Source organism: Trinickia sp. Y13 (genome assembly GCF_029522115.1).
Classification (GTDB): Bacteria; Pseudomonadota; Gammaproteobacteria; order Burkholderiales; family Burkholderiaceae; genus Trinickia.
In genome coordinates, this window is record NZ_JAKWFK010000002.1 from 585,273 (window position 1) to 612,265 (window position 26,993).

Sequence of the window (26,993 nt, forward strand, 5' to 3'; positions counted from 1 at the left end):
CGGGAGGCGAGGGCCAGGGGGGACGCCCTGCGCTTTGGAGAGGGTGTGATGCGTGACTAGACGGCGCACCAACTGACGGCCCACCTGCCGGATTGGTTGCGTGCGACCGCCGGGAGAACCAGTCTCGAACGGTGGCGGCGACACGGCTAGACTTGATTTCCATCATGCTTTCCCGAGTTGAATCAGGAAGCCAATCTAGTCTCCACCCGACGCGTTGTAGGAGCCCTACCACGAATCGATCAGTGTGGGAACGAAAGCGGCGTATGCACTCGGCATCGCGAGGGGCGAGTCACTCCTCGTCACTCCCCCTTGTTCTTGCTCAGATCGACGCCCAACTGCTTGAGCTTGCGATAAAGGTGCGTGCGCTCGAGACCCGTCTTTTCCGCCACACGCGTCATGCTGCCGTTCTCGCGCGCCAAGTGGTATTCGAAATAGGCGCGCTCGAAGGCGTCGCGCGCGTCGCGCAGCGGGATGTCGAATGAAATCGACGCAGCCTGCGGGAGCGCAGGGTGGCTGGTTGCCACGGCATCCGCCGCGAGCATCGGCAACGCGACGGCTGCCGCAACCGTCGTCACATTCGTGGGCGCCACAGCCTTCGCGGCCGCAGAGCCGACGGTGGGCGCGGCACTACCGCGAGCGAGCCCCTGCTCGACCGCTTTCAACAGCTTCTGTAGCGCGATCGGCTTTTCGAGAAAATTGAGCGCGCCGATTTTGGTCGCTTCGACCGCCGTATCGATCGTCGCGTGGCCGGACATCATGATGACCGGCATCGTCAATTGCCCTTGCGCGCCCCACTCTTTGAGCAGCGTGACGCCGTCCGTATCCGGCATCCAAATGTCGAGCAGTACTAGGTCGGGCGCCTGACGCAAGCGGTAGTCGCGCGCTTGTTGCGCATTCTCCGCCACCTCCACGGCATGCCCCTCGTCGCTGAGGATCTCCGAGAGCAATTCCCGAATACCCATTTCGTCGTCTACCACCAGTATGGTCGCCATTTATGCTGCCCTTGTCTGCGCTATTGCTTTTGTTGCACCCGGCACTGCGCCGCCGTGAGAGGCCGCTCCCCCGGAGGGCGCCGCATCGTCTGCCAATTGCAGGAACAAAATCGAAATCTGCGCACCTTCGATTGCTTCGCCTGCTTTCACTCGATTCCGAATATCGATTCGCGCGCCGTGTTCATCGACGATCTTCTTGACCATAGCGAGCCCAAGCCCCGTTCCTCTGGCTTTCGTCGTCACGTAAGGTTCGAACGCTCGCGTGAGGATGCGGGCGGGAAAGCCCGGGCCGTTATCGGATACGGTCAGGCGAACCGCGACGCGCACTTTGCCCTGCGCATCGGGGTCGCCATATTCTACTGTCTTGGTTTCGATGACGACACGTGGACTTGCGACATCGGCCACCGCATCCTGCGCGTTTTGCAGCAGGTTGTGTATGACTTGCCGCAATTGTGTCGCATCGCCACGGATCACGGGCAATGCCGATAGCTCGGCGGTGATCGCACTCTTGCGCTCTTCGACACCGTACAAGGTCAACACCTCCGCCACGAGATCGTTCAATTGCAGATTCGCGAGCACGGCGGGCGGGGTGCGTGCGTAATCGCGGAAGTTGTCGACCATTTGCTTCATCGCCGACACCTGGTTGACGATCGTCGTCGCACCGCGCTTGAGGACGTCGGCATCGTGCGGCGAGAGCTTGTCCGCCAGCTTCATCTGCAGCCGCTCGGCCGACAGTTGTATCGGCGTGAGCGGATTCTTGATCTCATGAGCCAAGCGCCGCGCCACCTCGCCCCAAGCCGCCGAGCGCTGCGCCGAAATGACGTCCGAAATATCGTCGAACACGATGACGTAGCCCGCCGTCCCCGCTTCGTCCCCATGCTCGCCCGGGGTGGCCGCCAACAAGCGCGAGCCGCGCACGAGCAAGGTCAGCGGCTCCGTTTCGCCGGGTACCGACACCGCCACCTGCTGCTGCCAATGGCCGCCATCTTCGACGACGCCCTCGCTGGCCGCCTCGCGATCGGCGAATGCCTTGCGCACCATCGCGGCGAACTCGGCCAGCACGCCGATGGTGTCCAGCGATGCGCCCAGCATCGATTGGAATGGCTGCCGGAAAATCCGCTCGGCGCCGCGATTGGCCGTCGTCAAGCGGAATTGGCGGTCGAGCACGAACACGCCGGCCGTCAGGTTCGCGAGGATGCTCTCGAGATACGCCTTCGAATGTTCCAGTGCGATGCGGTTGCGCTCGACCGCCGCGCGCGCCTCCGACAACTGGCGCGTCATCGCGTTGAACGACTGCGTCAAAAAGCCGAGCTCGTCACGCGACTTGATTTCTCGCTTGGGGGTGTAGTCGCCCTCGGCCACCTCCTTCGTGCCCTTGGCGAGCAAGAACAGCGGCCGCGCCAATTGGTTGCCGAGCGCGAGCGCGAGCATCATCGCGATGAACGTGGCCAAAAAGAGCGCGAGCGTCAGCGTGCCGATATACATCTTGCGCAAACCGGTGCGGCCGAGCGCCTTCTCTTGATACTCGCGATAGGCGCGCTGGACGGCATCGGCATTGCGCGCGAGCGATGGCGAAACCGGCTGCGTCAGCTGCAGGAAACGTTCCGCGGGCTGCAACAGCGACGTATTCGAATCGGGCACGCGCACGACCACCCGCAGGCGCAGCGTGCCTTTGGCGCCCTTTGCGTGCGGATCGCCGTCCACTTCGCCCTCGATGCCCGCATACCCGCGGCCGCGCGCTTGCTCGAGCATGGCCTGCGTCGGCAAATCGTCGGGCAGCAGCGAAGCGATGTTGCTCGAGGCTTGCGCCACCACGTGCACATCGGGCGACGCGCCCGAGACGCTGCGCGCCGATTCGACCAGCGTGGCCTCTTGGATGCCGAACTGATCGCGCATGCGCAACAACGTCAGCGTGGTGTTCGTCGGCGCCGTGCCGCCCAGCTGATCGGCCATGACGTGCGCCTTCGTCTGCAGATCGGACAACGAGGCATCGAGCATGCCGCGGCCCAGATTCAAGCCCGAGGTCAGCGCGGTTTCGACGTTGACGTCGAACCACGACTCGATGCTGCGCGACACGAATTGGTACGACACCACATAGATGATGCCGCCGGGCAGCACACCCACCAACGCGAAAAAAATCGCTAGCTTGGCGAGCAGGCGCGTGCCGAACTTGCCCTTGCGCAGGCGCGCGAGAATCATCGCGACGAGCGCGAGCACGATCAGCAGAAAGACGAGCGCCACGGCGATGTTCGCCGCATAGAGCCACGAGTAGTAGCGATCGAAGAACTCGGTATTGGCGCTGGCCGCCGCGAGCAGCACGAGCAGCAGCAGCGCCGTGACGGCGACCGTCGAGACGATCACGCGCACCACGATGCTGCTGAGATCCGCTTTTCGACGCATGCTATTTAGCACGTTCGGCCACCGTGAAGGTAAAGCGCTTCCAATCGGAAACGAGCGTCCAGTCGCGGTTGTTGACCGCATCGACCTGGAACGGCTTGGGCATCAACGCCGTGTCGAGTTGCATGCGCACCGACGCCGAATACGTTTCGCCAGGCTGGACCTGATTGCGATCGATCACGTGCCACGAGGTGACGTGCTTGATGACGGCCAAGGCGTCGGCCAGAGACGAGAAGCCCTGTTGCAGGCCGCCGCTCGATACGCGATATTCGCGCGTCAGCGGCTGAAACGACAGCCGCAGTGTTTGCGTGACCGAGACGGGCTGCTCGTCGAACCAATACCAGCGCGGACGCGTGAGATCGAACTCGGTCGTGAAATAAAGCGGCACGCCTTTGTTGACGGCATCTTCGAGACTGCTGTTCAGCTCGAAGTCGAAACGCGCGTCGAGGCTCCAGCCGTTGCCGTCAGCCTGCAACGACGCGCGCTGCACGGCGACCGTATCGGCACGCGCAGAGCCCGCCGCAACGAGGCAAACGGTCAGCCCGATCCAGAGCAAGGCCATGAGCCGAAGCGGAAAAAAGCGAGTGCTGATCGTCACCGTTTCTGAAAGCGCGCGTAGAAAAAACCGTCGTGGTCGATGTCGGCCCCGGTGCGCTCGAACTCAGCGGCGCGCTCTCCGGTGGATAAGGGAGCCGAGAACTCGGCTGCAGCGCCCCGGCAGGTCGGCAGCAGTTGCCCGGGCGCGTCCAATCGTACCGCATCTTCATGCGCGCGTTCAAACCAGTGCGCCTGTTCCTCGCCTTCCTCGGGAAAGATCGAGCACGTCACGTAAAGCAACTCGCCGCCTGGTGCGAGCAGCGGCCAGAGCGCGTCGAGGATGCGCCGCTGCTGCGCGACGAGCGCCGGAACATCGGCCACGCGCCGCAGCCAACGCACGTCGGGATGGCGGCGAACGATGCCCGACGCCGAGCACGGCACGTCGGCCAAAATGCGGTCGAACGCTCGCCCATCGTGCCACTGCGACGGGGCGCTCGCGTCCCCGACGAGCACCTGCACCGTCGCCTTCGATTCCGGCTGCGGTAAAGCGAGCCGCGACAGATTCTCGTCGATGCGCGTGGCGCGCGCCGCATCCGCTTCGAGCGCCACGAGTTCGACGTCGGCCAGCTCCAGCACGTGGCCCGTCTTGCCGCCGGGCGCCGCGCACGCATCGAGCACACGCATGCCGTCGCGCACGCCGAGCCATTGAGCGGCCAGCTGTGCGCCCGCATCTTGCACCGAGACGATTCCCTGCGCGAAGCCAGGGATGCGATCGACGGGAACCGGCGCGACAAGCCTGACGGCGCTAGGCCCGATTGCCGCGGCCGCGATCCCGTGCTCATCGAGCGTGCGTAGATATTCGGGCACCGTCGCGCGCCGCGCGTTGACGCGCAGCGTCAGCGGCCCCGGCGCATTGCCGGCGGCCAGCACGCGCTGCCAAGCATCGGGCCACGCACGCCGCACCGATTCGATCCACCACTGCGGATAATTCCACGCAGCCACGGGGTCCAGCGCGGCTTTCGCGAGCCAGCTTTCCCGCTCTCGCAGAAAGCCTCGCAGCACCGCATTGACGAGACCCTTGGCAAATGCGCACTCGCGCCGCGAGGCGATGGCGGTGACCGCTTGATCGACGACCGTATAGGCCGTGTATGCCGCGGCTGGGCCATCGTCGGCGAGCAGCGAGAAAGCGCACGCGAGCACGTTGCCGATATGCGCGGGCGGCGCTTTGCGCACGAGTTGACCGACGAGCCAGTCGGCCGTCCCCAGGCGCCGTAGCGTCCGGTAAGCGATGTCTTGAATCGCGCCGCGCGCGAGCGTCGCACTCGCCGCCGGCATCGCGGCCTGCACGGCGGCCAGCGCAGCCGGCAACGCCGTGCCGCCGCGGACGGCGCCCACGGCAAGCGCGGCGCCATCGAGTGCGAAGCCGAGCGAATCGGGCGCAAGATGAAGCGTCGAGAAGCGCGCGGCGCCGGATTGGGGCGCGGAACGCCGGGAAGAGGCGGATCGAGTCATTGGGAAGGCGGATCTTCGCGCGACGCGAGATGAACGGCCGCGTGACGTCGAGCGGCGTCACGACTAGCGCTTAGACGCGGAAATAAACGAGGCATTGTACCGCGTGGCCGGGGCGGCCCGATGGCGCCCCGTATCGTGAAGCCGCTAACGGCAGCCGCCTGAAAACGGCCTGCGCACAAAACGAAACGAGCCGAAACGCGCGGCAATCGGATCGCCGCTCCTCCCGGCCCGCTTCGCAAGCGTGCTGCTCGGGGAGCCTAGACGCTCACTCGTAGCGGCCCGTGCGCGCCATTTCCATCAGGCGCGCGATACGCTCCTCGGCGGCCGGGTGCGTAGAGAACAGATTCGCTATGCCGCCGCCCGAGAGCGGGTTCAAGATCATCATCTGCGCCGTCGTAGGATGCGCTTCGGCCGCGGCGAACGGAATGCCCGAGGCAAAACGGTGGATTTTGTCCAGCGCCGAGGCAAGCGCCTGAGGATCGCCCGACAGTTGGGCGCCGCCGCGATCGGCCTCGAATTCGCGCGCCCGCGAGATGGCCATCTGGATCATCGCTGCCGCAATCGGCGCGAGCAGCGCGACCGCGATCCCAGCGATCGGATTGGTTGGACGCCCTTCATCGTCCCGCCCGCCGAAGAACATCGCGAAGTTGGCGAGCGCCGAGATCGCGCCGGCCATCGTTGCCGAAATCGTCGAAATCAGGATGTCGCGGTGCTTCACGTGCGACAGCTCGTGGGCCATCACGCCGCGCATCTCGCGCTCGGACAGGACACGCAAAATGCCGGTGGTTGCAGCCACCGCCGCATGCTCGGGATTGCGCCCCGTGGCAAATGCGTTGGGCGCATCTTCGTTGATCAAGTAGACACGCGGCATCGGCAATTGCGCCCGCGTGGCGAGCTCGCGCACCATGCGGTAGAACTGCGGAGCGCTCGTTTCGTCCACTTCCTGCGCGTTGTACATGCGCAGGACCATCTTGTCCGAGAACCAGTACGAAAAGAAGTTCATCGCAAGCGCGATCACGAGCGCGAACATCATGCCGCGCGAGCCGCCGATCATGCCGCCGATCACGACGAACAGGGCCGTGATCGCGGCCATCAGCATCGCGGTTTTGACCCAATTGAACATGTGTGCTCCTATTTTCCGAATGCGCCCCGAACGGCCGGCTCAACCCGAGCCGCCGCCAAAGCACGGTCCAATTGTAAGCGATTTGTCAGAAACGAGTTGGGGCGCGCTGCAGCCGGGCGCGGCGCGCCGTTAGCGCGTGGCCGTCGCCAGTTTGAGCCCCAAACCGACGAAGGCGCTGCCGACAACGCGGTCGAGCCACTTCTTCACGCCGGGCTTGCCGCCCAAGCGGCGCGTCACGCCGCTCGCCACCCACACGAGGAACAAGCACCATACGACGCTCATCGCGATGAAAACCCCGCCCAGCGTGAGAAAAGCCAGCGCCTTGTGTTCGGTTTCGCTCGACACGAACTGCGGAAAGAACGAGACGAAGAAAAGCACGACCTTCGGATTGAGCACGTTGGTCCAAAAGCCTTGCAGGAAAAGCTGCCGAAGGGACTTGGCCGCCAACGCGGCGTCCTGCGCGGCGTCGCTTCGCGCCTGCTGCGATTTGCCTGTGGACGAGAAAGCGAGCCGCACGCCGAGGTAGATCAAATAGAGGGCGCCGGCGAACTTGATAACGGTGAAAGCCGTGGCGGAGGCGGCCAGCACCGCCGTCAAGCCGAACGCGCAGGCGATCGTATGGACGCAGCAGCCCGTGCAGATTCCAAGCGCCGACATCAGCCCGGCGCCGCGCCCCTGCGCGACGCTGCGGCCCACGATGTACGCCGTGTCGGGGCCTGGCGTCACGTTCAGCAAGAAGACCGCGGCGACGAAGAATGGAAAATGGACAATGCCGAACATGCTGGTGGGCTCCTTTGCCAAGTGCGTCGACCCTCCATGTTCGCATGGAGCGCCGGCGATGTGCATTCGTCTGTTCGGCCAAGCCGCGCGCCACCGGTCCGACGTCAGACCGCCTCGGGCAGACGCAGCCGTTGGCCCGGCGCCAAGGGGGCGCCAGCCAGGAATTCCCGGACGGGCAAGCGTTTGCCGCCCGGCTTTTGCAGTTGCGTCAAGCGCAGCGCCCCTTCGCCACAGGCAACGACGACGCCTTCCGGCGAGACGTGGACGATCGTCCCCGGCTCGGCCCGGGCGGCCTCGTTCGCCGCCTCGACGGGTTCGGCCGACCAAACCTTCAATGCCGTACCGTCCTCCAGGGTGGCAACGCCGCCCGGGAACGGATCGAAAGCGCGCACCTGCCGCGCGAGCGCAACGGCGCTGCGGCGCCAGTCCAGGGCCGCTTCGTGCTTGGCGATCTTCTCCGCGTAGGTCGCCCCCTCGGCCGGCTGCGGCGTCGCGGGCAAACTGCCCGTGCGCTCGAGGACGGTGAGCGCCTCGACGATGAGCCGCGCCCCCTGCGACGCGAGTTTGTCGTGCAGCGTGGCCGTCGTGTCGTGCGCGTCGATGGGCGTGCGCGCGACCTCGATCATCGCGCCGGTATCGAGTCCCGCGTCCATCTGCATCAACGTGATGCCCGTCTGCGCATCACCCGCTTCGAGCGCTCGATGAATCGGCGCGGCGCCGCGCCAGCGCGGCAAGAGCGACGCATGGATGTTGATGCACCCGTGCGGCGCGATGTCGAGCACTTCCGGCGGCAGCAACAAGCCATAGGCCGCCACGACCATCACGTCATGGGGTGTGGCGCGCAATTGATCGATCGCTTGCGCGGCTTCAGCGGGAAATTTACCCGTGCGGCGCAGCGACGGCGGCTGAGCGACGCAAAGCCCATGTTCGAGCGCGTACCGTTTGACGGCGCTTGCCTGCAGCTTCATGCCGCGACCCGCTGGCCGGTCGGGCTGGGTCAACACGAGCGGCACGGGAAAGCCGGCTTGATGGATGGCGGCGAGCGCTGCCGCGGCGAATTCGGGCGTGCCGGCGAAGACGACGCGCAGTGTGTGGGTCATGGAATGAGCGAGAACGGCGGAAAACGGCCAGTCGGAGAACGCATCACATCGCGTGCGCGAGTTTCTTCATCTTCGTCTTGATGCGAGTCTGCTTGAGCGGCGACAAGTACTCGACGAAGACGCGACCCATCAAATGATCCATTTCGTGCTGGATGCAGACGGCCAACAGCCCTTCGCAGTCGAGTTCGAATTGTTCGCCCTTCTCGTTCAGGGCCCGCACGCGCACTCGCTCGGCGCGCTCGACGCTGTCGTAGATGCCCGGCACCGACAAGCAGCCTTCCTCGTTGATCTTGCGCTCGTCGCTCGACCAGATGATTTCCGGATTGATGAAGGCGCGAAGTTGATCGTGCGTCTCCGAGACGTCGATGACGATCACACGCTCGTGCACGTCGACCTGCGTCGCGGCCAAGCCCACGCCGGGCGCGGCGTACATCGTTTCGGCCATATCGGCGACGAGCTTGCGGATACGCTCGTCGACTTTGTCGACCGGTTTGGCGATCTTATGGAGCCGCTTATCGGGATAGTTGAGGATGCTCAGTAAAGCCATGTTGTCAAAAGTGGTGGCGACGCAGCCGCGACGCGCGTTGAAGATCGACGATTCGGTAGGCCGTCCGGCCGGCTGGCGCCGCCCTCGGCAGACCCCGAAGATAACGCCGAACACGCACGCTTTGGGCGCCGCTCGCAGCAGCGGCAGCCACGCGTGCCGGCAACGTCGGAGTATTTCGGATGGTGAAAATCTTATCACGACGCACGGGAGCGCGCAGGCGCTCATGCGAAGTGGAGGCGCTATGCAGGCGCGAGCGCTAACACCGGCGCAGTTGAGCGCCTGGCTCGCGTTGTGCTCGGTGCGCGGCTTGCCGTCCGCGCTACTGCGCGAGCTGCTGTGCGCACACGGCGACGCGCAAGCGCTGATCGCGCAGCCGTTTCACACCCTGGCAGAAACGGCCGGCGAGCGCGCCGCCCGCGCCGTGGCGGCCGCTGCACGCTTTGACATCGCCGAGCAACTCGAGCGTACGCGCGCCTGGTGCGCCGCGCCCGGTCACACGCTGCTCACGCTGGACGACCCCGCGTACCCGCCTGCGCTGCTGACTATGCACGATCCGCCGCCCCTTCTTTATGTGAGGGGAGCGCTGCACTGGCTGCACGCGCCGAGTCTGGCGATCGTCGGCAGCCGCAATGCGACGTCACAGGGCGTAGACGACGCCGGACGCTTCGCGCGCGAGCTCGCGGCATCGGGGCTGGCAATCGTCTCCGGGCTTGCGCTGGGCATCGACGCCGCCGCGCACAGCGGCGCATTGGCGGCCGGCGGCTTCACCGTCGCCGTGGTCGGCACGGGGGCCGATCTCGTCTATCCCGCTCAGCACGCGGCGCTAGCGCGCGCGATCATCGCGCGCGGCGCCATCGTCTCGGAATGGCCGCTCGGCACACCGGCCAAGCCGGCGCACTTTCCGCAGCGCAACCGGCTAATCGCCGGCATGAGCCAAGGCGTGCTCGTGGTGGAGGCAGCCCAGCGCTCGGGCTCGCTCATCACCGCCCGGCTGGCCAACGAAATGGGGCGGGAGGTGTTTGCCATCCCCGGGTCGATCCACGCGCCGCTCGCGCGCGGTTGCCATCAGCTCATCAAGGAAGGCGCGAAGCTGACCGAGTCCACCCAAGACGTGCTCGACGAACTGCGCCCGGTGATGAGCCGGTCGTCGATCGCGCCGCCGGCGCGGCGGCCTCGATCAGCGGCGGCCGGGCCTACCGCCTCCAGTTCAGTTGGGAGCGGCGGGCCGAAAGGGGACAGGCCTGACGACGGCCCGGAACTGCGTGTCGGCAGCACGCAGCGGGGCACCCGACGGCGGGCGCCTGCTCGCCCGCGGCCCGTCCCCACGGCGCTACCGCTGTTCGACGGGCTACCGCCTGCGCCACGCTATCAAGTCGATGAAATCGATCACTTCGATCAATCTTCTGGAATTCATCGAACTCATCGAACGAACCCACCGACCCCATCCGCGCCGCCGCCCGAAGCCGAGCTCTCGCCCGCCGCCGCAAGCGTGCTGGATGCCCTCGGGCACGCGCCCGCAGCGCTTGAAATTTTGGCGGTTCGCACCGAAATGAGCAGCGCAGTCCTGCAGGGCGCCCTCCTGGAGCTAGAGCTACGCGGGCATTTAACTGTCTTGCCCGGCGGCCGTTACGTTCGGCACGTCCGCCGTTGACCCGGAACGATGGCCGAATCCGCCGTGCTAAAGTCCCCGAATCGCTACCGGGATAGAAAGAAAGGAATGCATCATGCCCGCGCTGAACCTCGATACCGACGCTGACCGGGTCGCCGAGCGCATCAACGAGCCGAACACGCTGCTTGTCGCCTGCCTTTGCGCGCAATGGTGCGGCACCTGCCGCGAATATCGCGCGACGTTCGACGCGCTGGCCGATGCGCATCCCGAGATGTGCTTCGTTTGGATCGATATCGAAACGCACGCGGATCGCTTCGACGATCTGGACGTGGAGAATTTTCCGACGCTATTGATCGAGGACGACGTCACGACGCGCTTCTTCGGCACCGTCTTGCCGCACGGCGCAATCGCCGACCGATTGCTGTCCGACCTGACCGCGCTGCCCGAGGCAGTGGGCGCGCCGAAGGTTCGCCCGGCCCTTGCAACGGCCTGATCCGTCCCCGGCCCTCGACGCGGCGGGGCCGAGACGCCGCGGCACGATCCATGCAGCGGGGAGCACGCCGGCGCGCCGCCCTCGATGGCCCTGCCGCACGGGTGCTCGGGGCGCCCACACAGCCGCCAGCCCGACGCTTTTTCGGGGGAACCGGACGCCGCTTTCGCGCCGTGTGCTATAAAGCGGTCGTTGAAGGGAACCCAATCCGGGATCGGACCCCGGTCACTAAACTAATCCTGTCATGTCCAAAGCACTGATCATTGCGGAGAAGCCGTCGGTCGCGAACGATATCGCGCGCGCCCTCGGCGGCTTCACCAAACATGACGAGTACTACGAGAGCGACGAATACGTCCTCTCTTCCGCGGTCGGCCATCTGCTCGAGATCGCCGCCCCCGAAGAATATGAAGTGAAGCGCGGCAAATGGAGCTTCGCGCATCTACCCGTCATTCCGCCGCACTTCGACCTCAACCCCATCGCAAAAAGCGAGTCGCGGCTGAAGGTCTTGACCAAGCTGATCAAGCGCAAGGATGTCGAACGTCTGATCAACGCGTGCGACGCGGGGCGCGAAGGCGAGCTCATTTTCCGGCTCATCGCGCAGCATGCGAACGTCAAGAAGCCGGTTCAGCGGCTCTGGCTGCAATCGATGACGCCGGCCGCGATCCGCGACGGCTTCGCGCATCTGCGCAGCGACGCCGACATGCAACCGCTCGCCGATGCCGCGCGCTGCCGTTCCGAGGCAGACTGGCTCGTCGGCATCAACGGCACCCGTGCGATGACCGCCTTCAACAGCAAGGGCGGCGGCTTCTTCCTGACCACGGTGGGGCGTGTGCAAACGCCGACGCTGTCGATCGTCGTCGAGCGCGAAGAGAAGATTCGTCACTTCGTGCCGCGCGACTATTGGGAAGTGCGCGCGCAATTCGTCTGCGCGGGCGGCTTCTACGAGGGCCGCTGGTTCGATCCGAAGTTCAAGCGCGACGAATTCGATCCGGAAAAGCGCGATTCGCGCCTCTGGAGCTTGCCTGCGGCCGAAACGGTCGTGGCCGCTTGCCGCGATCAGATCGGCACCGTCTCGGAAGAATCGAAACCGTCGACGCAGTTGTCGCCGGCGCTGTTCGACCTGACGAGCTTGCAGCGCGAGGCGAACGGCCGCTTCGGCTTCTCCGCCAAGAACACGCTCGGGCTCGCCCAGGCGCTCTACGAGAAGCACAAAGTCCTCACCTACCCGCGTACCGACGCACGCGCGCTGCCCGAGGACTACATCGGCACGGTCAAGAGCACGCTCGAAATGCTCAAGGAGAGCAACAACTATCTGCCGTTCGCAAAGCAGGTGCTCGACAAGAACTGGGTCAAGCCGAACAAGCGCATCTTCGACAATTCGAAGATCAGCGATCACTTCGCCATCATCCCGACGCTGCTGGCTCCTAAAGCGCTCTCGGAGCCGGAGCAGAAACTGTACGACCTCGTCGTCAAACGCTTCCTCGCGGTGTTTTTCCCGGCTGCCGAGTACCGCATTACGACGCGCGTCACCGAAGTGGTCGGGCATCACTTCAAGACCGAAGGCAAGGTGCTGGTCGAACCGGGCTGGCTGCAGATCTACGGCCGCGAGTCGAGCGGCGAGGATGCGAACCTCGTTCCGGTGCAGAAGGACGAAAAGGTCAAGACCGACGAGATCGCAGCACATGGCCTGACGACCAAACCGCCCGCACGCTATAACGAAGCGACGCTGCTCTCGGCGATGGAAGGCGCGGGTAAGCTCATCGAGGACGACGAACTGCGCGAGGCGATGGCCGCCAAGGGCCTGGGCACCCCGGCCACGCGCGCGGCGATCATCGAAGGGTTGCTCGGAGAGAAATACCTCGTGCGCGAAGGCCGCGAGTTGATTCCGACCGCGAAGGCATTCCAGTTGATGACGCTGTTGCGCGGCCTGGGCGTCAAAGAATTGACGGCGCCGGAGTTGACCGGCGAATGGGAATACAAGCTGGCGCAAATGGAACGCGGCAAGCTTGCGCGCGATGCATTCATGCAGGAAATCGCCCGCATGACGCAAACGATCGTCAAGCGTGCGAAGGAATACGACTCCGACACGATTCCTGGCGACTACGCGACGCTCGCCACGCCGTGCCCGAACTGCGGCGGCCAAGTCAAAGAGAACTACCGGCGCTTCGCTTGCACGCAGTGCGAGTTCTCCATCTCCAAGATTCCCGGCAGCCGCCAGTTCGAAGTCGATGAAGTGGAAACGCTGCTCAAAGAGAAGCAAATCGGGCCGCTGTCGGGCTTTCGCAGCAAGATGGGCCGCCCGTTCTCGGCCATTCTCAAGCTCACGTTCGACGACGAAACGAAGAACTACAAGCTCGAGTTCGACTTCGGCCAGGACCAGGGCGGCGAAGATGGCGAAGCGCCCGATTTTTCCGAGCAGGAAAGCGTGGGCGCGTGCCCGAAGTGTCACGCTCGCGTGTTCGAGCACGGCATGAGCTACGTGTGTGAAAACTCGGTCGCCAATCCGAAGACTTGCGATTTCCGCTCGGGCAAGGTCATCTTGCAACAGGAGATCGCGCGCGAGCAGATGGCAAAGTTGTTGGGCGAAGGGCGCACCGATTTGCTGACGGGCTTCAAGTCGTCGCGCACGGGCCGCAATTTCAAGGCGTATCTCGTCAAGCAGAGCGACGGCAAGATCGGCTTCGAATTCGAGAAGAAGGAGCCTTCGGCCAAGACTGCCGCCAAGACTGCGGCACGTGCGGCCGCCGCGGGCAACGCGCCGACCGACGAGGCAGACGAGGCAGCCACAGCCGCTCCGGCAAAGAAAGCCGCGGCCAAGACGGCGGCCAAGAGCGCCGCGAAGAGCGCCCCTGCCAAAACGCCGGTCAAGCGCGCGGGAGCTAGAAAGGTCAACGCCTAACGAGCAGAGACCAAACCCCTCGCAGGCCGCGGAAGTGCAAGGGGCAATACAAAGCGAGCGCCCTCGAGCGCTCGTTTTTTATTCTGCCGAATCCCTCCGGCGGTTCACCGACTCACCGCGCGCAAGCGCACTTGCGCGCTATGTCAAAGCGACGACGGTGGGCTGACGCGCCCGCGCGGCGGTCGCGCCATCTTGCGCGACGACGGCACATCGTGTCGGCCGCCGAATGCTTCGGCTTCGACTTCGAACGCCTCATCGTCAACCGCTTCGGCCGGTTCCATCGGCGGCTCCAAGGGGGACGCCGGCGCGCGCGAAGCCGGCGCGTCCTTCAGCCATAGCTCGCCGAGCGTCCCGTTCGGCGTTTGGCTGAAATGCTCGACGAGGTGGTCGATAAAGGTGCGCACCTTGGCGGGCAAGTGCCGGCGGCTCGGATAGCCGATATTGATTTCCACTTGCGGCAGCCGGTAATCCGACAAGACGCGCACGAGATTGCCGCGCGTCGCATCGCCGCCGATCAGATAGCTTGGCAAAATCGCGATGCCCATGTCGAGCAGCGCGAACTGCCGCAACATCTCCGTATTGTTCGCGATGATCACGTTCGACGGCCGCACGCGCACCTCGCCTTCCGGCCCCGTAAAGACCCGCTCATCGCCCCAATACTCAGTGGGCAGGCTCAAGCACGCGTGCTCGAGCAGTTCCTCCGGACGCGTGGGCGTGCCGTGCTTTTCCAGATAGGCCGGCGTGGCGCAGACGATCATGCAGCCCGTCGTCAGCCGGCGCGTGACGATGCTCGCGCTGCGCACTTTTTGGGCGATGACGATGCCTACGTCGAAGCCCTCTTCGACCAGATCGACGCTACGATCGACCAGCGTGAGATCGGGCACCACTTGCGGAAAACGCTGGGTGTAGGTTTGCAAGACGGGCGCGAGATTGTGCAGCCCGAAGACGACCGGTGCGACGATTCGTAGCGTGCCGACGGGCTCGTGGTTGCGCGCGACGACCATCTGCTCGACATCCTCGAGCTCATCGAGGATTTGACGGGCGCGTTCGAGATAGACCTGGCCCGACTCGGTCAGCGAGAGGCTGCGGGTGGTGCGGTTGAGCAGGCGCGTGCCGAGCCGGCCTTCGAGGTCTGCCACGTGGCGCGTAGCCACGGCGTTGGAGATGTCCATCGCGCTGGCCGCACGGGCGAAACTGCCAAGATCCGCCACCTTCACGAATACACGCATTGACTGCAAATGATCCATTGACGACTCCTGCCGCTTGTTGTTACTCAGAAAAAAAATTCTGAGCCAATCCGTAATTGTCCTACGACTTTGAAACGGGCGCAGAGTTGCGCGCGCAGCCAATTTTTATTTCGTAGCAAGAAACAAGCGGTCGGAACGATTGCGGAATGTGGGCGGTGAAATCGGACGGAACGTACGTCCAGTGCAAAAAAACCGCCCGAAGGCGGTTCTGGTCGGGCTTTTGAGTGAAGCGAAGCGATGCAATGCGGGGCAACGCCGTGCGACGCCGCCGACGCGCGCGCCGCTCGACGCCATCGATGCCGCCGGCGCCGAGCAGAGGCTCTAATCGCGCCCTAAAATCGTCAAGCCGAGGCGAGCCGGCTTTCGATTTCCGCTTTCGTCGCGGTCAGCGCCGCGGGCAGCCGCTGCCGAAGCGAATCGAAGAACTCGGCGTGCAGCGACAATTCGCTCCGCCAATCGGCATCGTCGACCGAGATGACCTGCTCGAATTGCTCGCGCGTGAACTCGAGCCCGCTCCAGTCGATGTCCTCGTAGCTCGGCGACACGCCGAACGCATGCTCGACGCCTTGCGCTTGGCCTTCTATGCGCCCGACCATCCAACGCAGCACGCGCATGTTTTCGCCGAAGCCCGGCCACACGAACTTGCCATCCGGCCCTTTACGGAACCAGTTGACGCAGAAGATCTTCGGCAGCTTCGCGCCGAGGCCGTCGAGCCGCTCGCCCACGTTCAACCAGTGGTCGAAGTAATCGCCCATGTGATAGCCGCAGAACGGCAGCATCGCGAATGGGTCGCGTCGCACGACGCCTTGCTTGCCCGCGGCCGCAGCGGTTGTTTCGGAGCCCATCGTGGCGGCCATGTAGACGCCTTCCACCCAATTGCGCGCTTCCGTCACGAGCGGCACCGTGCCCGAGCGCCGGCCGCCGAAGATGAACGCATCGATCGGCACGCCCGCCGGATTCTCCCAATCGGGATCGATCGACGGACATTGGGAAGCGGGCGCCGTAAAGCGGGCATTCGGATGCGCGGCTTTGCGGCCCGTTTCCTTGGCGATCTCCGGCGTCCAATCGTTGCCCTGCCAGTCGATGAGATGAGCGGGCGGCGTATCCGTCATCCCTTCCCACCAGACATCGCCGTCGTCGGTCAACGCCACGTTCGTAAAGATCACGTTGCGCTTGAGCGTGGCCATCGCGTTGAAGTTCGTCTTCTCGCTCGTGCCAGGCGCGACGCCGAAGTATCCCGCCTCGGGGTTGATCGCATAAAGACGTCCGTCCTTGCCCGGCTTGATCCACGCGATATCGTCGCCGATGGTCGAAATCGACCAGCCGTCCATCGAGCGGGGCGGAATCAACATCGCGAAATTCGTCTTGCCGCACGCCGACGGGAACGCCGCGGCCACACGGTACTTGCGGCCCTCGTTGGAGGTGACCGTGAGGATCAGCATGTGCTCCGCGAGCCAGCCTTCCTTGCGTCCCATCGTCGAAGCGATGCGCAGCGCGAAGCATTTCTTGCCGAGCAGCGCATTGCCGCCATAGCCCGAACCGAAGCTCCAAATCTCGCGCGCCTCGGGGAAATGCACGATGTACTTGGTCGAATTGCAAGGCCACGCGACATCGGCTTGACCGGCCGCGAGCGGCGCGCCGACCGAATGGACGCACGGCACGAAATCGCCGTTCTCGCCCAACGCGTCATACACGGAGCGACCCATGCGCGTCATGATGCGCATGTTGACGACCACATACGGGCTATCGGTCAACTCGACGCCGATATGCGCGATGGGCGAGCCGACCGGTCCCATCGAGAACGGCACCACGTAGAGCGTGCGGCCTCGCATTGCCCCGTCGAACAGACCGTCGAGCGTCTCGCGCATCTGCGAAGGCTCCATCCAGTTATTGGTGGGGCCTGCGTCGTCGCTATATTCCGAACAGATGAACGTTCGGTCCTCGACGCGAGCGACGTCCGACGGATCGGAGCATGCGAGATACGAGTTCGGCCGCTTCTCCGCGTTCAGGCGCTTGAGCGTGCCGGCCTGGACCATCTGTTCGCACAGGCGATCGTATTCTTCCTGCGATCCGTCGCACCAAAGCACGCGATCGGGCTTCGTCAGGGCAGCGATGCGCTGGACCCAGTCAATCAACCCGCGATGTTTGACGTAAGCGGGCGCTTCAACTGTGGCAGGGCCTCCAAAGGCGGAATGATTCATCGAGCAGTCTCCGTTTTGTGATCGTTAAGAAGGAAACGGGTGTCGCTCGCTGACGCTGCATGCGAGAGGCGCGTTCATGCGCGTACGCTGCGCGCGAGAACGAGTGCGTCAGGAGCGGGAAAGATCGCCTGCCCATGGGCGGGGCAGGCGCGATACGGGCGCGCCGGGGCGCGCGGAGGCAATTGTCGGCTTGCGCGCGGGCGCGACAAGCTGTTAAAAAGACGCAGTCCTGCCTAGTGAAAGCTTTGAGCATCGTGACGAGCTTCGTTGCATCGCTCATGCCAGCTTGTGATCCTGTGACAGGTTGGAACCGAGAAGCATATCACTCCGTCTATAGCGTGCATCGTGCGCTGCAAAACTCAATTCCTTGCTTATGAAGATTGCCATTCTCGACGACTACCAGGACGCCGTCCGCAAACTCGATTGCTTCCAACTACTGACCGGCCATGACGTCAAAGTGTTCAACAACACCGTGCGCGGGCTCGGGCAACTGGCCAGCCGGCTCGCCGAAGTCGACGCGCTGGTGCTGATCCGCGAACGCACGCGCGTCACGTCGCAACTGCTCGACAAACTGCCGCATCTGCGCATGATCAGCCAGACGGGCAAGGTATCGAGCCATATCGATCTGGCCGCGTGTACCGAGCGCGGCATTGCCGTGCTCGAAGGCGTCGGCTCGCCGATCGCGCCCGCCGAATTGACGTGGGCCCTCATCATGGCCGCGCAGCGGCGCATTCCGCAATACGTGGCGAACCTGAAGCAGGGCGCCTGGCAGCAGTCGGGGCTCAAGACCTCGGCCTTGCCGCCGAACTTCGGCTTGGGCACCGTGCTGCGCGGGCATACGCTGGGCGTGTGGGGCTACGGCAAGATTGGCCGAATCGTAGCCGGCTACGGTAAAGCTTTCGGCATGCGCGTGTTGATCTGGGGCCGCGAGCACTCGCTGGAAGCAGCGAAGAGCGACGGCTACGAAGTGGCGGCGAGCCGCGAAGCGCTATTCGAAGAGAGCGACGTCTTGACGCTGCATCTGCGCTTGCATGACGACACGCGCGGGATCGTCAAGCAAGCCGATCTGCTGCGAATGAAGCCGACGGCGCTGTTCGTCAACACGAGCCGGGCCGAATTGCTGGAAGAAAACGCGCTCGTCAATGCGCTTTCGCACAATCGGCCGGGGATGGTCGCAATCGATGTGTATGAAAGCGAGCCGATCTTGCAAGGCTATGGGCTCCTGCGGATGGAGAACGTGATCTGCACGCCGCACATCGGCTATGTCGAGCGCGAAAGCTATGAGCTGTATTTCAGCGCGGCGTTCAAGAACATTCTTGCGTTCGATGAAGGCGATATGGCGAGCGTCGTCAATTCGGAGGCGTTGAGCGTGGTGCGGCGGCGCTGAGCGCGCCCGGTGCGCTGATCGGCGTTTGCTTCGGCGGGCTTTCGCAGGCTTGCATGCGAGGGGCGCGGGCTTCGGCTCGCGCGCCGCGTTCGCTCGTTCGCTCGTTCGCTCGTTCGCTCGTTCGCTCGTTCGCTCGTTCGCTCGTTCGCTCGTTCGCTCGTTGATCAAGCTTGGTGGACGGCGAGTTCCGAGAGTTGCGGCAGGCGCTCGAGGAATGCTTCGCCATCCGCGCGGCCGAGGTCGTAGGCGGGCCTCATCAGCGCGGGCTGCGTATAGTCCCAGCTCGAGATCGGCACTTTGCGCGAGGGCTGCACATAGAGCCTTTGTTGCGAGCCGTGCGAAATCACGAACGTTTGCGGCCGCGGGTAGCGGCGCGTGACCATGACGAGCACGCGGCCCGGGGTTGCGTCGAGCGCGTCGACGGGTACGTTATCGACCATGCCGCCGTCGAGCACGGGACGGCCGTTGCGCCGCAGGACGGGCGTGAACGGCGGCGTGCAGGACGATTGCAAGATGAGGTCAGCCAACTCGTCGACGACGAGGCAATCTTGCGCGCGCACGAATTCCGGCCGAAAGCCGAGCGAGCGGCCGAGTGTCGGGTGAAGCACTTTGCGGATGTGCTTGTCGATGTTGTAGGCGATGAGGCCCGCGGCGACCGATGTGCGCGCGCCGAGCCAGCGCGGCACGCGCGAGACGCCGACGCGAATTTCGGGCGCGCTCGCGAGCTTGGCGAAAGGTTCGCCGTAAATGTCGAGCAATGCGCGGCGATAGATCTCATAGTGCGGGAATACCGCTGCGCCGCGACGCCATAGGTTGCCCCAATAGACGTTCTTCTTGTTGTGGCGAAGCACGTCTTCGTAATAGCGCATGACCCACTGCGAATCGCGCGTGTAGAGCATGCATGCTGTCGCCGCGCCGGCCGAGATGGCCGTGATGACGCGCGGCGCGAGTGCGAGTTCGGGCTGGACGACGTCCCAGAAGCCGGCCTGCCACCAGCAGCGGTTGCCGCCGCCTGCGAACACGACCTGATCGAACATGGCTGATTCCTTTTCGGTGCGCGCGTGCGGTGAAGGGGGCCGGTCAGTTGATGAGCGCGTACGTGGTCGTCGCGTGGACCGCCATCTTGCCTTCTTCGTCGACGAGCTCGATTTCGCCGAAGACCAGATTGCGGCCCATGCGCAGTACGCGCGCGGTGACGAGGACATCGCCCTTACGTACGGCGCGCATGAAGTTGATGTTCAGGGAGACCGTCGTCATGGGGCGAAATTCGCCGAGCGCGGCCGAAATCGCGACGATCATCGCCGTATCGGCCGCGGCCATGAAGACTTGACCGCAGATCACGCCGCCGGAGTGGCGCAATTCGCCTGAAAACGGCAGTTTTAGCGTAGCGCCTTCGTCGGAGACGGACACCGGCTTGAGCGCGAGCGCGCGCACCCACGGAGCCAGGACGCGGTCGAGCAGATCGAGGACGGCGGATTCGGTCATTGGGCTCTCCTGTCGGGAGTGGGTGCGGGCGACGCTGGCTTCGGGGTTTGGGTTCTGCGGTCGTGCTTTGCGGTCGTACTTTGCGGCAAAGCGCCGCGTCACGGTGGCGACATGATACCGGGGACGGAAAGATCGTATGTTTGAGCGGCGCTAGGTTTCTCGCCAACGGGAGCCCGTCCAGAGGCGATCAGCGAAGATTTTTTGGGAAAATGACGAAAAGGGACTAGGCAAGCATAAAAAAGTCCTGCATAATTCGCAGTCTCTTGGGGCGTTAGCTCAGTTGGTAGAGCAGCGGACTCTTAATCCGTAGGTCGAGTGTTCGAGCCACTCACGCCCCACCACCGAATTCTGCTGTAGGAAATCAGGCACTTGCGAGCGATCGCGGTGCTTTTTTTTCGTCTGTAGGGTGCGTGTGCGGGCGCCAAAAACTGGCCTTTGCCGGAAAACTGCCGGAACGGAAGAATCCAGACCAAGCGATCTCAATCTTTCGCATGGAGTCTGGAATGGCATACATCAATCAGGAAGCCGTCGGGAAGCAAGGCTCGCGACAGGCGCCTGCGTCCAGGTGAATTCGACAAGCTGAAAGCACTTCTGTCCGCCAGTCGTAACCCATGGGTTGCTCCGGCCTTTGAACTCGCCATCGAGACCAGCTTGCGTCAAGGCGCCTTATTCAGCCTCCGCTGGGAATGGGTGGACGTGGCGACACGCGTTATTCGCTTCCCTTCGGATGCGCGAGGTGCCGACAATAAAGGTGTGCCGGCAGTCTTACCGCTATCCATACGTGCAGCCGACATCCTCCGCCATCTCGCAGCAATCGCTGAAGGCGAAGAGGCTCGCCTTAGGCGCGCACTCTATGGCCCCGTCGACGCTCGGCAAGACTTATCTGGACCCGTTTTTGCAACCAGCACGAATGCAGTAATTTGTGTCTGGAAACGCATCCTCCGGGCGGCCGGAACGCATGATCCCGAACTTCTAACGCTTCGCTGGCATGATCTGCGCCACGAAGCAGCCTCCAGGCTTTTTGAGAAGGGTCTCCATCCAATGGAAGTCGCATCGATTACTGGCCACAGAAGCATGCAGATGCTAAAGCGATATACGCACCTCAGACCCGAGACCCTGATAGCCAAGTTGGGGTAACTCCCGCGTCCGACCAGTGCTGTTCGCACCGACAATCAAACAGGGAGCTTAGCGCACGGCCGCTTGCGGCTAAGCTCCTACAACCTTCGACACCCCCGCTCAAACAACGTTCTTGTGACGCCGCCGCAAAGGTTATGCTTATGCTAGCCGCAAGTAACGACACCAAGCGCCCTTTCCCCGCACACCCATTCGTTGGAAAATCCGAAAAAAACGGCAAGCATCCCGAAAAGGGATTCGCTCCGCCACGAGACGTTGAATGCATTCGGCATCACGTCTCAATAGTAAAGCTCCAAAGACGCTTCAGCCCTACGCTCGTCTCCCTAGAATATCTAACACACTCAGGAAGAAGCACGCTCACACGCCCTCTATGCCGACCTTCAAGCCACCAGTACAATGAAAAACCCAACACCTGCACCTTCGTGGAAAGCGGAGCCATGTAGATATTCGCGCTCCCGTCCAATCGATCGATCTCCCGTATGACATCCCGAATTATTCCAGCAGTGGAAAATGGATCATTAGCAGGCGCGAATCGGCGATTACTAATCCATTCTGGTGACAAGGCCACATCACCGCTCTGGTATGCACGCGTAGCACTCTGTTGATACATATCCGGACTAAGTGACGGAAACGCGAACAAAGGATAGACAATTGAATTGTCCTTGTAATGCGCTACCTCGCCAATTAGTTTATGATCGAAGCCAACCCCTACCAGCAGATAGTCCTTACCCTGCGATGAGTTCACACCCCGCATCCCTTGAATGGGGCGCACAACTCCGCTCGTAATCGTACTGAAGTTGGTTTGCTCTTGCCGTACATAATAAAGTGGCTCAGAGTAAAGCGCTGTAAATTGCTTTAACCCACCGACAGCCAGCTTCACTACCAAAAAAGTAAGAACATGACGCATAAACCCTGTGACATCAATACAGATATTCTTCCCCGCCAACTCTCCCATTTCGAGCAACAAAGCCGAGACTTGTGCTATTTCATCACGCGCACTAGGAGCGACGATAACGGCCCCAGTAGGCTGCTCGACAGGCGCATACTGGTATTCAGGATGCACGAGCCAGATCTTTTTACCTGCCCTCACCGAGCCAAAAACATTATTAACCCTATCGCTATTATTGAAAGCCGAAACAAATACATCAAACACCGGAAGTTCGTCTGATATCCGTTCGACATGAATGGGTCTTCTATAGAAACAACCATAATCGACATTCATTCAAAATAGCTCTTTCTGGTCAACGATCACGGATCGCTTTGAGAAGGGATTATTCCACCTACCCTCAAGCACCTTCAAATGCAAATCAAACTCATCCCTGCGCCCCGGCTCAAATATAGCCGTCAATAGATCACGCGAAAGGCTTATATCACCCCTTCGACCAATAGAGAGATCCCACCGCGGCGACAACACAGGATTCAACTGAATCTTTCGAAGTAGTTTATGGCTATTTCGATCTGGACGTCCCTCACCAATCTCGAAGACAAACGAGAGATTCAGAGCCCACCTCAAGGCGCTTCTCGCAACTTCGCTAAGATCCTCATCGGCGAAACTGACAGCCAAAGGGGAAACCTCCGGGATATTAAGCGAATACCTCGCCGTTCGCAGCAATGACGCTAGCTTTCCAACAACATCGCCAGCACTTTCAGAATGACTTCCTATATTGGCATCCGATTCGAGCATAAACCGCGCCGCCTCGTTGGCTGCTTGATTCTGTGAATCTATATCTAAGGCAGTACCGTTTATAAAATCCAATTCCTTGAATTTTGCAACACTATAAGCCCGTCCTAAAACAACCAGTAGGTTACGAGGATTCCCAGAGGACATTTGCACAAAGGTATCGAAGCCCGCATACGGAAAGTTGCGGCTACGTCGAAGCTCTCGACATAGTTGTGCTAATAGATCGCTTGCGTAATGCCCGTAGGCCGTCGAGTAATATTTTGGAGTATCTGCCGCTCCACTAGCGTATGACAGCGCATCAGCGTGAAGTGTACGCGCGACCTGCTCGCACGCGCCATTTCCCTTCGCTTTCTTACAAAACAGGAGAATGTTTAGCTTCTTAAGAAGCACGGGCAGTCCATCCGTCAGTAAGCCGCAGATTTGCTCGCCATTAACCCGTGCCCCGGTAGTCTTATCCACCAATGGCTCAAGCGCGCTGCGGAAATTCCGAAGAAACAGCGGTTCCATGCCCTGAGGAAGCAAGCGGGATAGAAAATTCTGATAGAAATTCGACGAATCGATCTCGTCAAAGAAATTTTTAGGATCCAAGGTCGCGGCAGACCTTATGCCGTCCAGCGAAAGATGCCCAGCCGTCACCAACCGTTTAATTACAAATTTACGCGCGAATTCAGGATATTTTGCGTAATTCCGCAAAATATCATCCAACAAAACCTTCTTGAACTCAGAGCCTTCTCGGTTGACTTCCCCGTTTGCCAAAGTCGCAAACGTCTTCATGGCATAGATTCTACCGCCTATCCGAAAGGTAGACCGCCCTTCGCCGAACCGAATCATGGTGTTCAGCACCTGCTGCTGCACCACAGAAAAATTTTCCACTTCGTCGATGAGGTATAGCAACGGACCATCCAACGAACGATGCCATTGCGCTATACACTTACTCATACCTAGCGACAATGCGCCAACAGCGAATGGAACCGACAGATTCAATTCACCTGAAAATGCGAAATTGTTGATTTGCTCATCGATCTCCCTCCGTTGGGCTGTCACCCATCTAGCGAAAGATGAGACCGACTCAAGCTTTTCTACTTGAGGGTCAGTAATAAACGATGCAGCCATTCTGATAAAACCTACATCGTCAAATTTGTCGTTTGGCGATGTATTTTTTATCAGATCAAGCGTCTCCAGCACAACCTCTGCAAGACGCAATTCTAAGTACAGCGAAAATGCCTTCGACCATCGCGCACCGCCGTCGTTATCCTGAAATTCAAATCGAGCGGCATCAAAGCTATTCGCGCGCAAAAATACCGCCAAAAACTTGTTCTTTTTGACAATATCCACACCGCTCATTTTCGGGAATCTAAGACGCATTGCCGAAAAAGAATAATATCGCAACAGGTGCGTTTTTCCCGTCCCCTTTCCGCCCAAAATAATTTTAGAGACGGGAGATCGAGGTTCAATTATTTCATCGATAGTGCTACCACCAATTTCCACCCAGAGATCATTTATCTGCTCGTCCGTGTAATCGGACGCCTTAAAGAAAGCAAACGGATTAGTGCGATCCATATTCACCACCATCAATATTTTTTGTCGTAGCGAACAAATATCGGTCGCCAAGGAACAGTTCTCCCCTCGTTCCAAAATACGGGAGGCACGTTGTCAGGCGTATTGTGCGAGAAACCCAACAGTAGCTGCCCATCTTTATATCCGAGCGGGATGCTAGGATTGAGCTTATCCCCGTAAAGCGAGCACATATTCTTCAAGGCGTCCAGTGAAAACCAGTCGGGCGGCGCATTAAAGTAGCGACTTTCCTGGCCAAATGCTTTATATGTGTCATCCAGCTCAAAGAGAGTCGTAACGTCTTTTCCAAAGAAATCACTTGCAGACAATTTCTCTAGGCCGCTGGTCGTCGCAAAGAGCGAAACGAAGCGCAACTCGACACCAGGACTGTTTTCACGAATGAGTTTAATATACGGCTTTAGATACTCCGTGGCCTGCGTTCCAGACCCGACCAAATCATCAAAAAAAACATACCGCGCAACTTGCGCCTCGCGCTGCTTATATATGATGCGTCCAGTCGGATCCGCGACGGGCACGAACGCACTAGTCACATCGGAAAACAGATCCTTCTTCAGATAGTTTACCTGTCTGAAATAATATAAAAGATGCGCTCCACTTTCCGCCGGATTTCCGACACCGATGAAACGCGTCGACGCCAATTCATCGCTATACAACCTCTGAACAAGATCGAAATCCCTGGTGTTACCACAATTCCGTCGTATCCGCTGTTTGATCGGGCTTTCAATTTGATCCCGATATACTGCCTTGAGCATCTGACGAACGAGGCCTTTGCTGAAGTACATGAATCGAGTCAGCATCAGCAGAGCCAGCCTCTGCTCGTCTTCGGCAGAGCAAGATTCGCCGGTGAAATTATGCACCCACGCCTCTATCTCGGGCCATCGGATCTCACCATCCCAGGCTTGCTCGACAATAACCCGCAATTTTTGTTGATATTCTTCGGCGCTCATTTTGAGGAGATCTTCCTAAAAACCAATACGCTTTCGCGCGAGATCACGGATGCGGTTCGATTTCTCTTTGTCATCAGCCCTCTTGATTTAATATCATCAAGCAGGCTAAGCTCCAACTCCAAACCCGAATTTTGCAAGATCTCAGAAAAGTAGCTGTCATTTCTAACAACCTCGCCAGTCACCGCATTATTTCCAACCACCAAAACAATACGCCCGTCAACGCTTGCCACCCGAGCTAGCTCCTTTAGTGTCTGAGCCATCTCAAAGAAGTACACCCGAGTGATCTTCGCTCGCGTCGGATTCGCCTTCTCGATTCGCTTCAACAACGTCTCGAAGCGTCGCGGAAGTTTTCCCGTATCAAAGTCGTTTGCACGCATTGGAACATGCTCACGGCCTATTGACTGAGCTTCTAGATGTTTTAGCTCGCGAGGCTCGGCCATTCCCAGCCAATTGAGTGACAAACTTGTTGCCCGTATGTATTTCTGGGCGCTCCCGTACGGTGGAGAGGTCACGATCAATGGAATAGTGCCGGAGCCCAGCGGCGCGTTAGCTTTAGCGAACGGATCGATCAACCTACGCGCGTCATGCCCGGCGATTTGCGCCTGTTTGCGCCGAGGGTTTGTTAAATTGGCTTCCTCAACACGTTGCACGTTCCAAGCGCAAATTCTGGCAAATTCCTCGACAGGGTCGACCTTCTCCAGCCAAGCGAGACGATCCTTTATTCTCGCCCGCACGGCATCGGGGAGCGCTTCCTTGTCGTTCAATCGCACAGGTACGGAGACGTTCGGGTCGGCATTACTGAGCCGTCTCGCGAGAACCGAGAAGCAAACTAAGAAAAATTGCTCGACACTGCCGGCGGCTACCTCCCGGACAGCGCGCAAGATGATCTCTAGCCGTCGCTTCCGTTCTTCGGAATACCACATGTGGTCATTCACAATTGCGATGACCGGGGCTATACGAAGCCGCTTAGCGCGACCACAGATGTTCCTTGCAACCTCTCTCAACTGCTCGGGATCATAAGACGTCGTTTTAACTTGTGTGATAAGGAGGGCCATGGGGTTCGCGTCCGCGACGAACGGCGAGCACCCAGCAAGGGAAGCCTCCAGGGCAACCGTCCCAGATCCACAGAATGGGTCTAGGACGACCGATTTTTTACCTGCCAAGGTACTTGCATGCACGAAGAAATGAGCAATGTGAGGAAGTAGCTTCGCAGGATACGGGTGCAGCAGGTGCGTCTCCTGATCGCCGAGCCGAATCCAGTCGACCAACTGGCGAAAATCTACTTCGACAGGCTTCTGAGAGTTTCGGAACGAAAGTCGCAGTTGATCGAACAAGACAGACGTGTCAAGT

At 61.1% G+C, this 26,993-nt stretch carries 21 protein-coding genes and 1 tRNA gene; 6 read left to right on the top strand and 16 right to left on the bottom strand.

Annotated elements, in window-relative coordinates:
* Positions 1-299 precede the first annotated feature (299 nt).
* From esaR to def, 8 genes are all read right to left on the bottom strand, one after another.
* Positions 300-992, bottom strand: coding sequence for a response regulator transcription factor EsaR (gene esaR / locus MMB74_RS05775; RefSeq protein WP_277427633.1), 693 nt, complete (start codon positions 990-992; stop codon positions 300-302).
* Complete coding sequence (locus tag MMB74_RS05780) at positions 993-3,404, bottom strand: PAS domain-containing sensor histidine kinase (RefSeq protein WP_277427634.1); 2,412 nt, start codon at positions 3,402-3,404, stop codon at positions 993-995.
* Entirely contained in the window at positions 3,394-3,987 is a 594-nt protein-coding gene (locus MMB74_RS05785; RefSeq protein ID WP_277427635.1) for a DUF4390 domain-containing protein, read from the bottom strand. The genes MMB74_RS05780 and MMB74_RS05785 overlap by 11 nt, the downstream gene beginning before the upstream one ends.
* Positions 3,984-5,438, bottom strand: a complete 1,455-nt coding sequence (gene rsmB / locus MMB74_RS05790) for a 16S rRNA (cytosine(967)-C(5))-methyltransferase RsmB (protein WP_277427636.1) — start codon at positions 5,436-5,438, stop codon at positions 3,984-3,986. The genes MMB74_RS05785 and rsmB overlap by 4 nt, the downstream gene beginning before the upstream one ends.
* A 265-nt stretch (positions 5,439-5,703) precedes the next feature.
* A complete protein-coding gene (htpX, locus tag MMB74_RS05795) occupies positions 5,704-6,561 on the bottom strand; it encodes a zinc metalloprotease HtpX (RefSeq protein ID WP_277427637.1) in 858 nt (285 codons plus the stop codon).
* 129 nt (positions 6,562-6,690) lie between these two features.
* The gene (locus MMB74_RS05800) at positions 6,691-7,341 is read right to left on the bottom strand and encodes a LysE family translocator (RefSeq protein WP_277427638.1); all 651 of its coding nucleotides are present in this window, start codon (positions 7,339-7,341) and stop codon (positions 6,691-6,693) included.
* A gap of 104 nt (positions 7,342-7,445) precedes the next feature.
* Entirely contained in the window at positions 7,446-8,441 is a 996-nt protein-coding gene (gene fmt, locus MMB74_RS05805) for a methionyl-tRNA formyltransferase (protein WP_277427639.1), read from the bottom strand.
* A gap of 43 nt (positions 8,442-8,484) precedes the next feature.
* Positions 8,485-8,988, bottom strand: coding sequence for a peptide deformylase (gene def, locus MMB74_RS05810; RefSeq protein ID WP_277427640.1), 504 nt, complete (start codon positions 8,986-8,988; stop codon positions 8,485-8,487).
* Between the two features lie 223 nt (positions 8,989-9,211).
* On the opposite strand from def, the gene dprA reads away from it, so the two are divergent.
* The 3 genes from dprA (at position 9,212) to MMB74_RS05825 (ending at position 13,986) form a co-directional block, all read left to right on the top strand.
* Entirely contained in the window at positions 9,212-10,639 is a 1,428-nt protein-coding gene (gene dprA / locus MMB74_RS05815; protein ID WP_277427641.1) for a DNA-processing protein DprA, read from the top strand.
* A 73-nt stretch (positions 10,640-10,712) separates the two neighbouring features.
* Entirely contained in the window at positions 10,713-11,090 is a 378-nt protein-coding gene (locus tag MMB74_RS05820; RefSeq protein WP_277427642.1) for a thioredoxin family protein, read from the top strand.
* 241 nt (positions 11,091-11,331) lie between these two features.
* Positions 11,332-13,986 carry a DNA topoisomerase III gene (locus MMB74_RS05825; protein WP_277427643.1) on the top strand — a complete coding sequence of 885 codons (2,655 nt, stop codon included), beginning with the start codon at positions 11,332-11,334 and terminating at the stop codon, positions 13,984-13,986.
* Positions 13,987-14,129: 143 nt separating this feature from the next.
* Here MMB74_RS05825 and MMB74_RS05830 read toward each other — a convergent pair whose 3' ends face one another.
* Together MMB74_RS05830 and MMB74_RS05835 are read right to left on the bottom strand one after the other, a co-directional pair.
* Complete coding sequence (locus MMB74_RS05830) at positions 14,130-15,233, bottom strand: LysR family transcriptional regulator (protein WP_277427644.1); 1,104 nt, start codon at positions 15,231-15,233, stop codon at positions 14,130-14,132.
* 341 nt (positions 15,234-15,574) lie between these two features.
* Positions 15,575-17,434, bottom strand: a complete 1,860-nt coding sequence (locus tag MMB74_RS05835) for a phosphoenolpyruvate carboxykinase (GTP) (protein ID WP_277427645.1) — start codon at positions 17,432-17,434, stop codon at positions 15,575-15,577.
* A gap of 373 nt (positions 17,435-17,807) precedes the next feature.
* Here MMB74_RS05835 and MMB74_RS05840 point away from each other — a divergent pair, with 373 nt between their 5' ends.
* Entirely contained in the window at positions 17,808-18,821 is a 1,014-nt protein-coding gene (locus tag MMB74_RS05840; RefSeq protein WP_277427646.1) for a D-2-hydroxyacid dehydrogenase family protein, read from the top strand.
* Between the two features lie 164 nt (positions 18,822-18,985).
* Here MMB74_RS05840 and MMB74_RS05845 read toward each other — a convergent pair whose 3' ends face one another.
* On the bottom strand, positions 18,986-19,858 hold the full coding sequence (locus MMB74_RS05845; RefSeq protein WP_277427647.1) for a patatin-like phospholipase family protein: 873 nt from the start codon (positions 19,856-19,858) through the stop codon (positions 18,986-18,988).
* 43 nt (positions 19,859-19,901) lie between these two features.
* Positions 19,902-20,306, bottom strand: a complete 405-nt coding sequence (locus MMB74_RS05850; protein ID WP_277427648.1) for a PaaI family thioesterase — start codon at positions 20,304-20,306, stop codon at positions 19,902-19,904.
* A gap of 265 nt (positions 20,307-20,571) precedes the next feature.
* Between MMB74_RS05850 and MMB74_RS05855 the strand changes: the two genes are divergently transcribed.
* Positions 20,572-20,647, top strand: a tRNA-Lys gene (locus MMB74_RS05855).
* Between the two features lie 94 nt (positions 20,648-20,741).
* Positions 20,742-21,443, top strand: a complete 702-nt coding sequence (locus MMB74_RS05860) for a site-specific integrase (protein ID WP_277427649.1) — start codon at positions 20,742-20,744, stop codon at positions 21,441-21,443.
* Between the two features lie 268 nt (positions 21,444-21,711).
* Here MMB74_RS05860 and MMB74_RS05865 read toward each other — a convergent pair whose 3' ends face one another.
* From MMB74_RS05865 to MMB74_RS05880, 4 genes are read right to left on the bottom strand one after another with little or no spacing between them, the layout of a single operon-like run.
* Positions 21,712-22,662, bottom strand: coding sequence for a hypothetical protein (locus tag MMB74_RS05865; protein WP_277427650.1), 951 nt, complete (start codon positions 22,660-22,662; stop codon positions 21,712-21,714).
* Positions 22,663-24,732 (bottom strand): hypothetical protein, encoded by a 2,070-nt coding sequence (locus MMB74_RS05870; protein WP_277427651.1) that lies wholly within the window; start codon positions 24,730-24,732, stop codon positions 22,663-22,665.
* Positions 24,693-25,643, bottom strand: a complete 951-nt coding sequence (locus tag MMB74_RS05875; RefSeq protein WP_277427652.1) for a hypothetical protein — start codon at positions 25,641-25,643, stop codon at positions 24,693-24,695. The genes MMB74_RS05870 and MMB74_RS05875 overlap by 40 nt, the downstream gene beginning before the upstream one ends.
* A complete protein-coding gene (locus tag MMB74_RS05880; protein ID WP_277427653.1) occupies positions 25,640-26,977 on the bottom strand; it encodes a hypothetical protein in 1,338 nt (445 codons plus the stop codon). Before MMB74_RS05880 ends, MMB74_RS05875 begins: the two co-directional genes overlap by 4 nt.
* Between the last annotated feature and the right edge of the window lie 16 nt (positions 26,978-26,993).

Coding starts and splice junctions, on each gene's coding strand:
- rsmB (WP_277427636.1), bottom strand. CDS start 5,438: ATGACTCGATCCGCCTCTTCCCGGCGTTCCGCGCCCCAATCCGGCGCC.
- MMB74_RS05865 (WP_277427650.1), bottom strand. CDS start 22,662: ATGAATGTCGATTATGGTTGTTTCTATAGAAGACCCATTCATGTCGAA.
- MMB74_RS05825 (WP_277427643.1), top strand. CDS start 11,332: ATGTCCAAAGCACTGATCATTGCGGAGAAGCCGTCGGTCGCGAACGAT.
- MMB74_RS05835 (WP_277427645.1), bottom strand. CDS start 17,434: ATGAATCATTCCGCCTTTGGAGGCCCTGCCACAGTTGAAGCGCCCGCT.
- MMB74_RS05875 (WP_277427652.1), bottom strand. CDS start 25,643: ATGAGCGCCGAAGAATATCAACAAAAATTGCGGGTTATTGTCGAGCAA.
- MMB74_RS05850 (WP_277427648.1), bottom strand. CDS start 20,306: ATGACCGAATCCGCCGTCCTCGATCTGCTCGACCGCGTCCTGGCTCCG.
- MMB74_RS05840 (WP_277427646.1), top strand. CDS start 17,808: ATGAAGATTGCCATTCTCGACGACTACCAGGACGCCGTCCGCAAACTC.
- MMB74_RS05830 (WP_277427644.1), bottom strand. CDS start 15,233: ATGGATCATTTGCAGTCAATGCGTGTATTCGTGAAGGTGGCGGATCTT.
- MMB74_RS05800 (WP_277427638.1), bottom strand. CDS start 7,341: ATGTTCGGCATTGTCCATTTTCCATTCTTCGTCGCCGCGGTCTTCTTG.
- MMB74_RS05820 (WP_277427642.1), top strand. CDS start 10,713: ATGCCCGCGCTGAACCTCGATACCGACGCTGACCGGGTCGCCGAGCGC.
- fmt (WP_277427639.1), bottom strand. CDS start 8,441: ATGACCCACACACTGCGCGTCGTCTTCGCCGGCACGCCCGAATTCGCC.
- dprA (WP_277427641.1), top strand. CDS start 9,212: ATGCGAAGTGGAGGCGCTATGCAGGCGCGAGCGCTAACACCGGCGCAG.
- htpX (WP_277427637.1), bottom strand. CDS start 6,561: ATGTTCAATTGGGTCAAAACCGCGATGCTGATGGCCGCGATCACGGCC.
- MMB74_RS05845 (WP_277427647.1), bottom strand. CDS start 19,858: ATGTTCGATCAGGTCGTGTTCGCAGGCGGCGGCAACCGCTGCTGGTGG.
- def (WP_277427640.1), bottom strand. CDS start 8,988: ATGGCTTTACTGAGCATCCTCAACTATCCCGATAAGCGGCTCCATAAG.
- esaR (WP_277427633.1), bottom strand. CDS start 992: ATGGCGACCATACTGGTGGTAGACGACGAAATGGGTATTCGGGAATTG.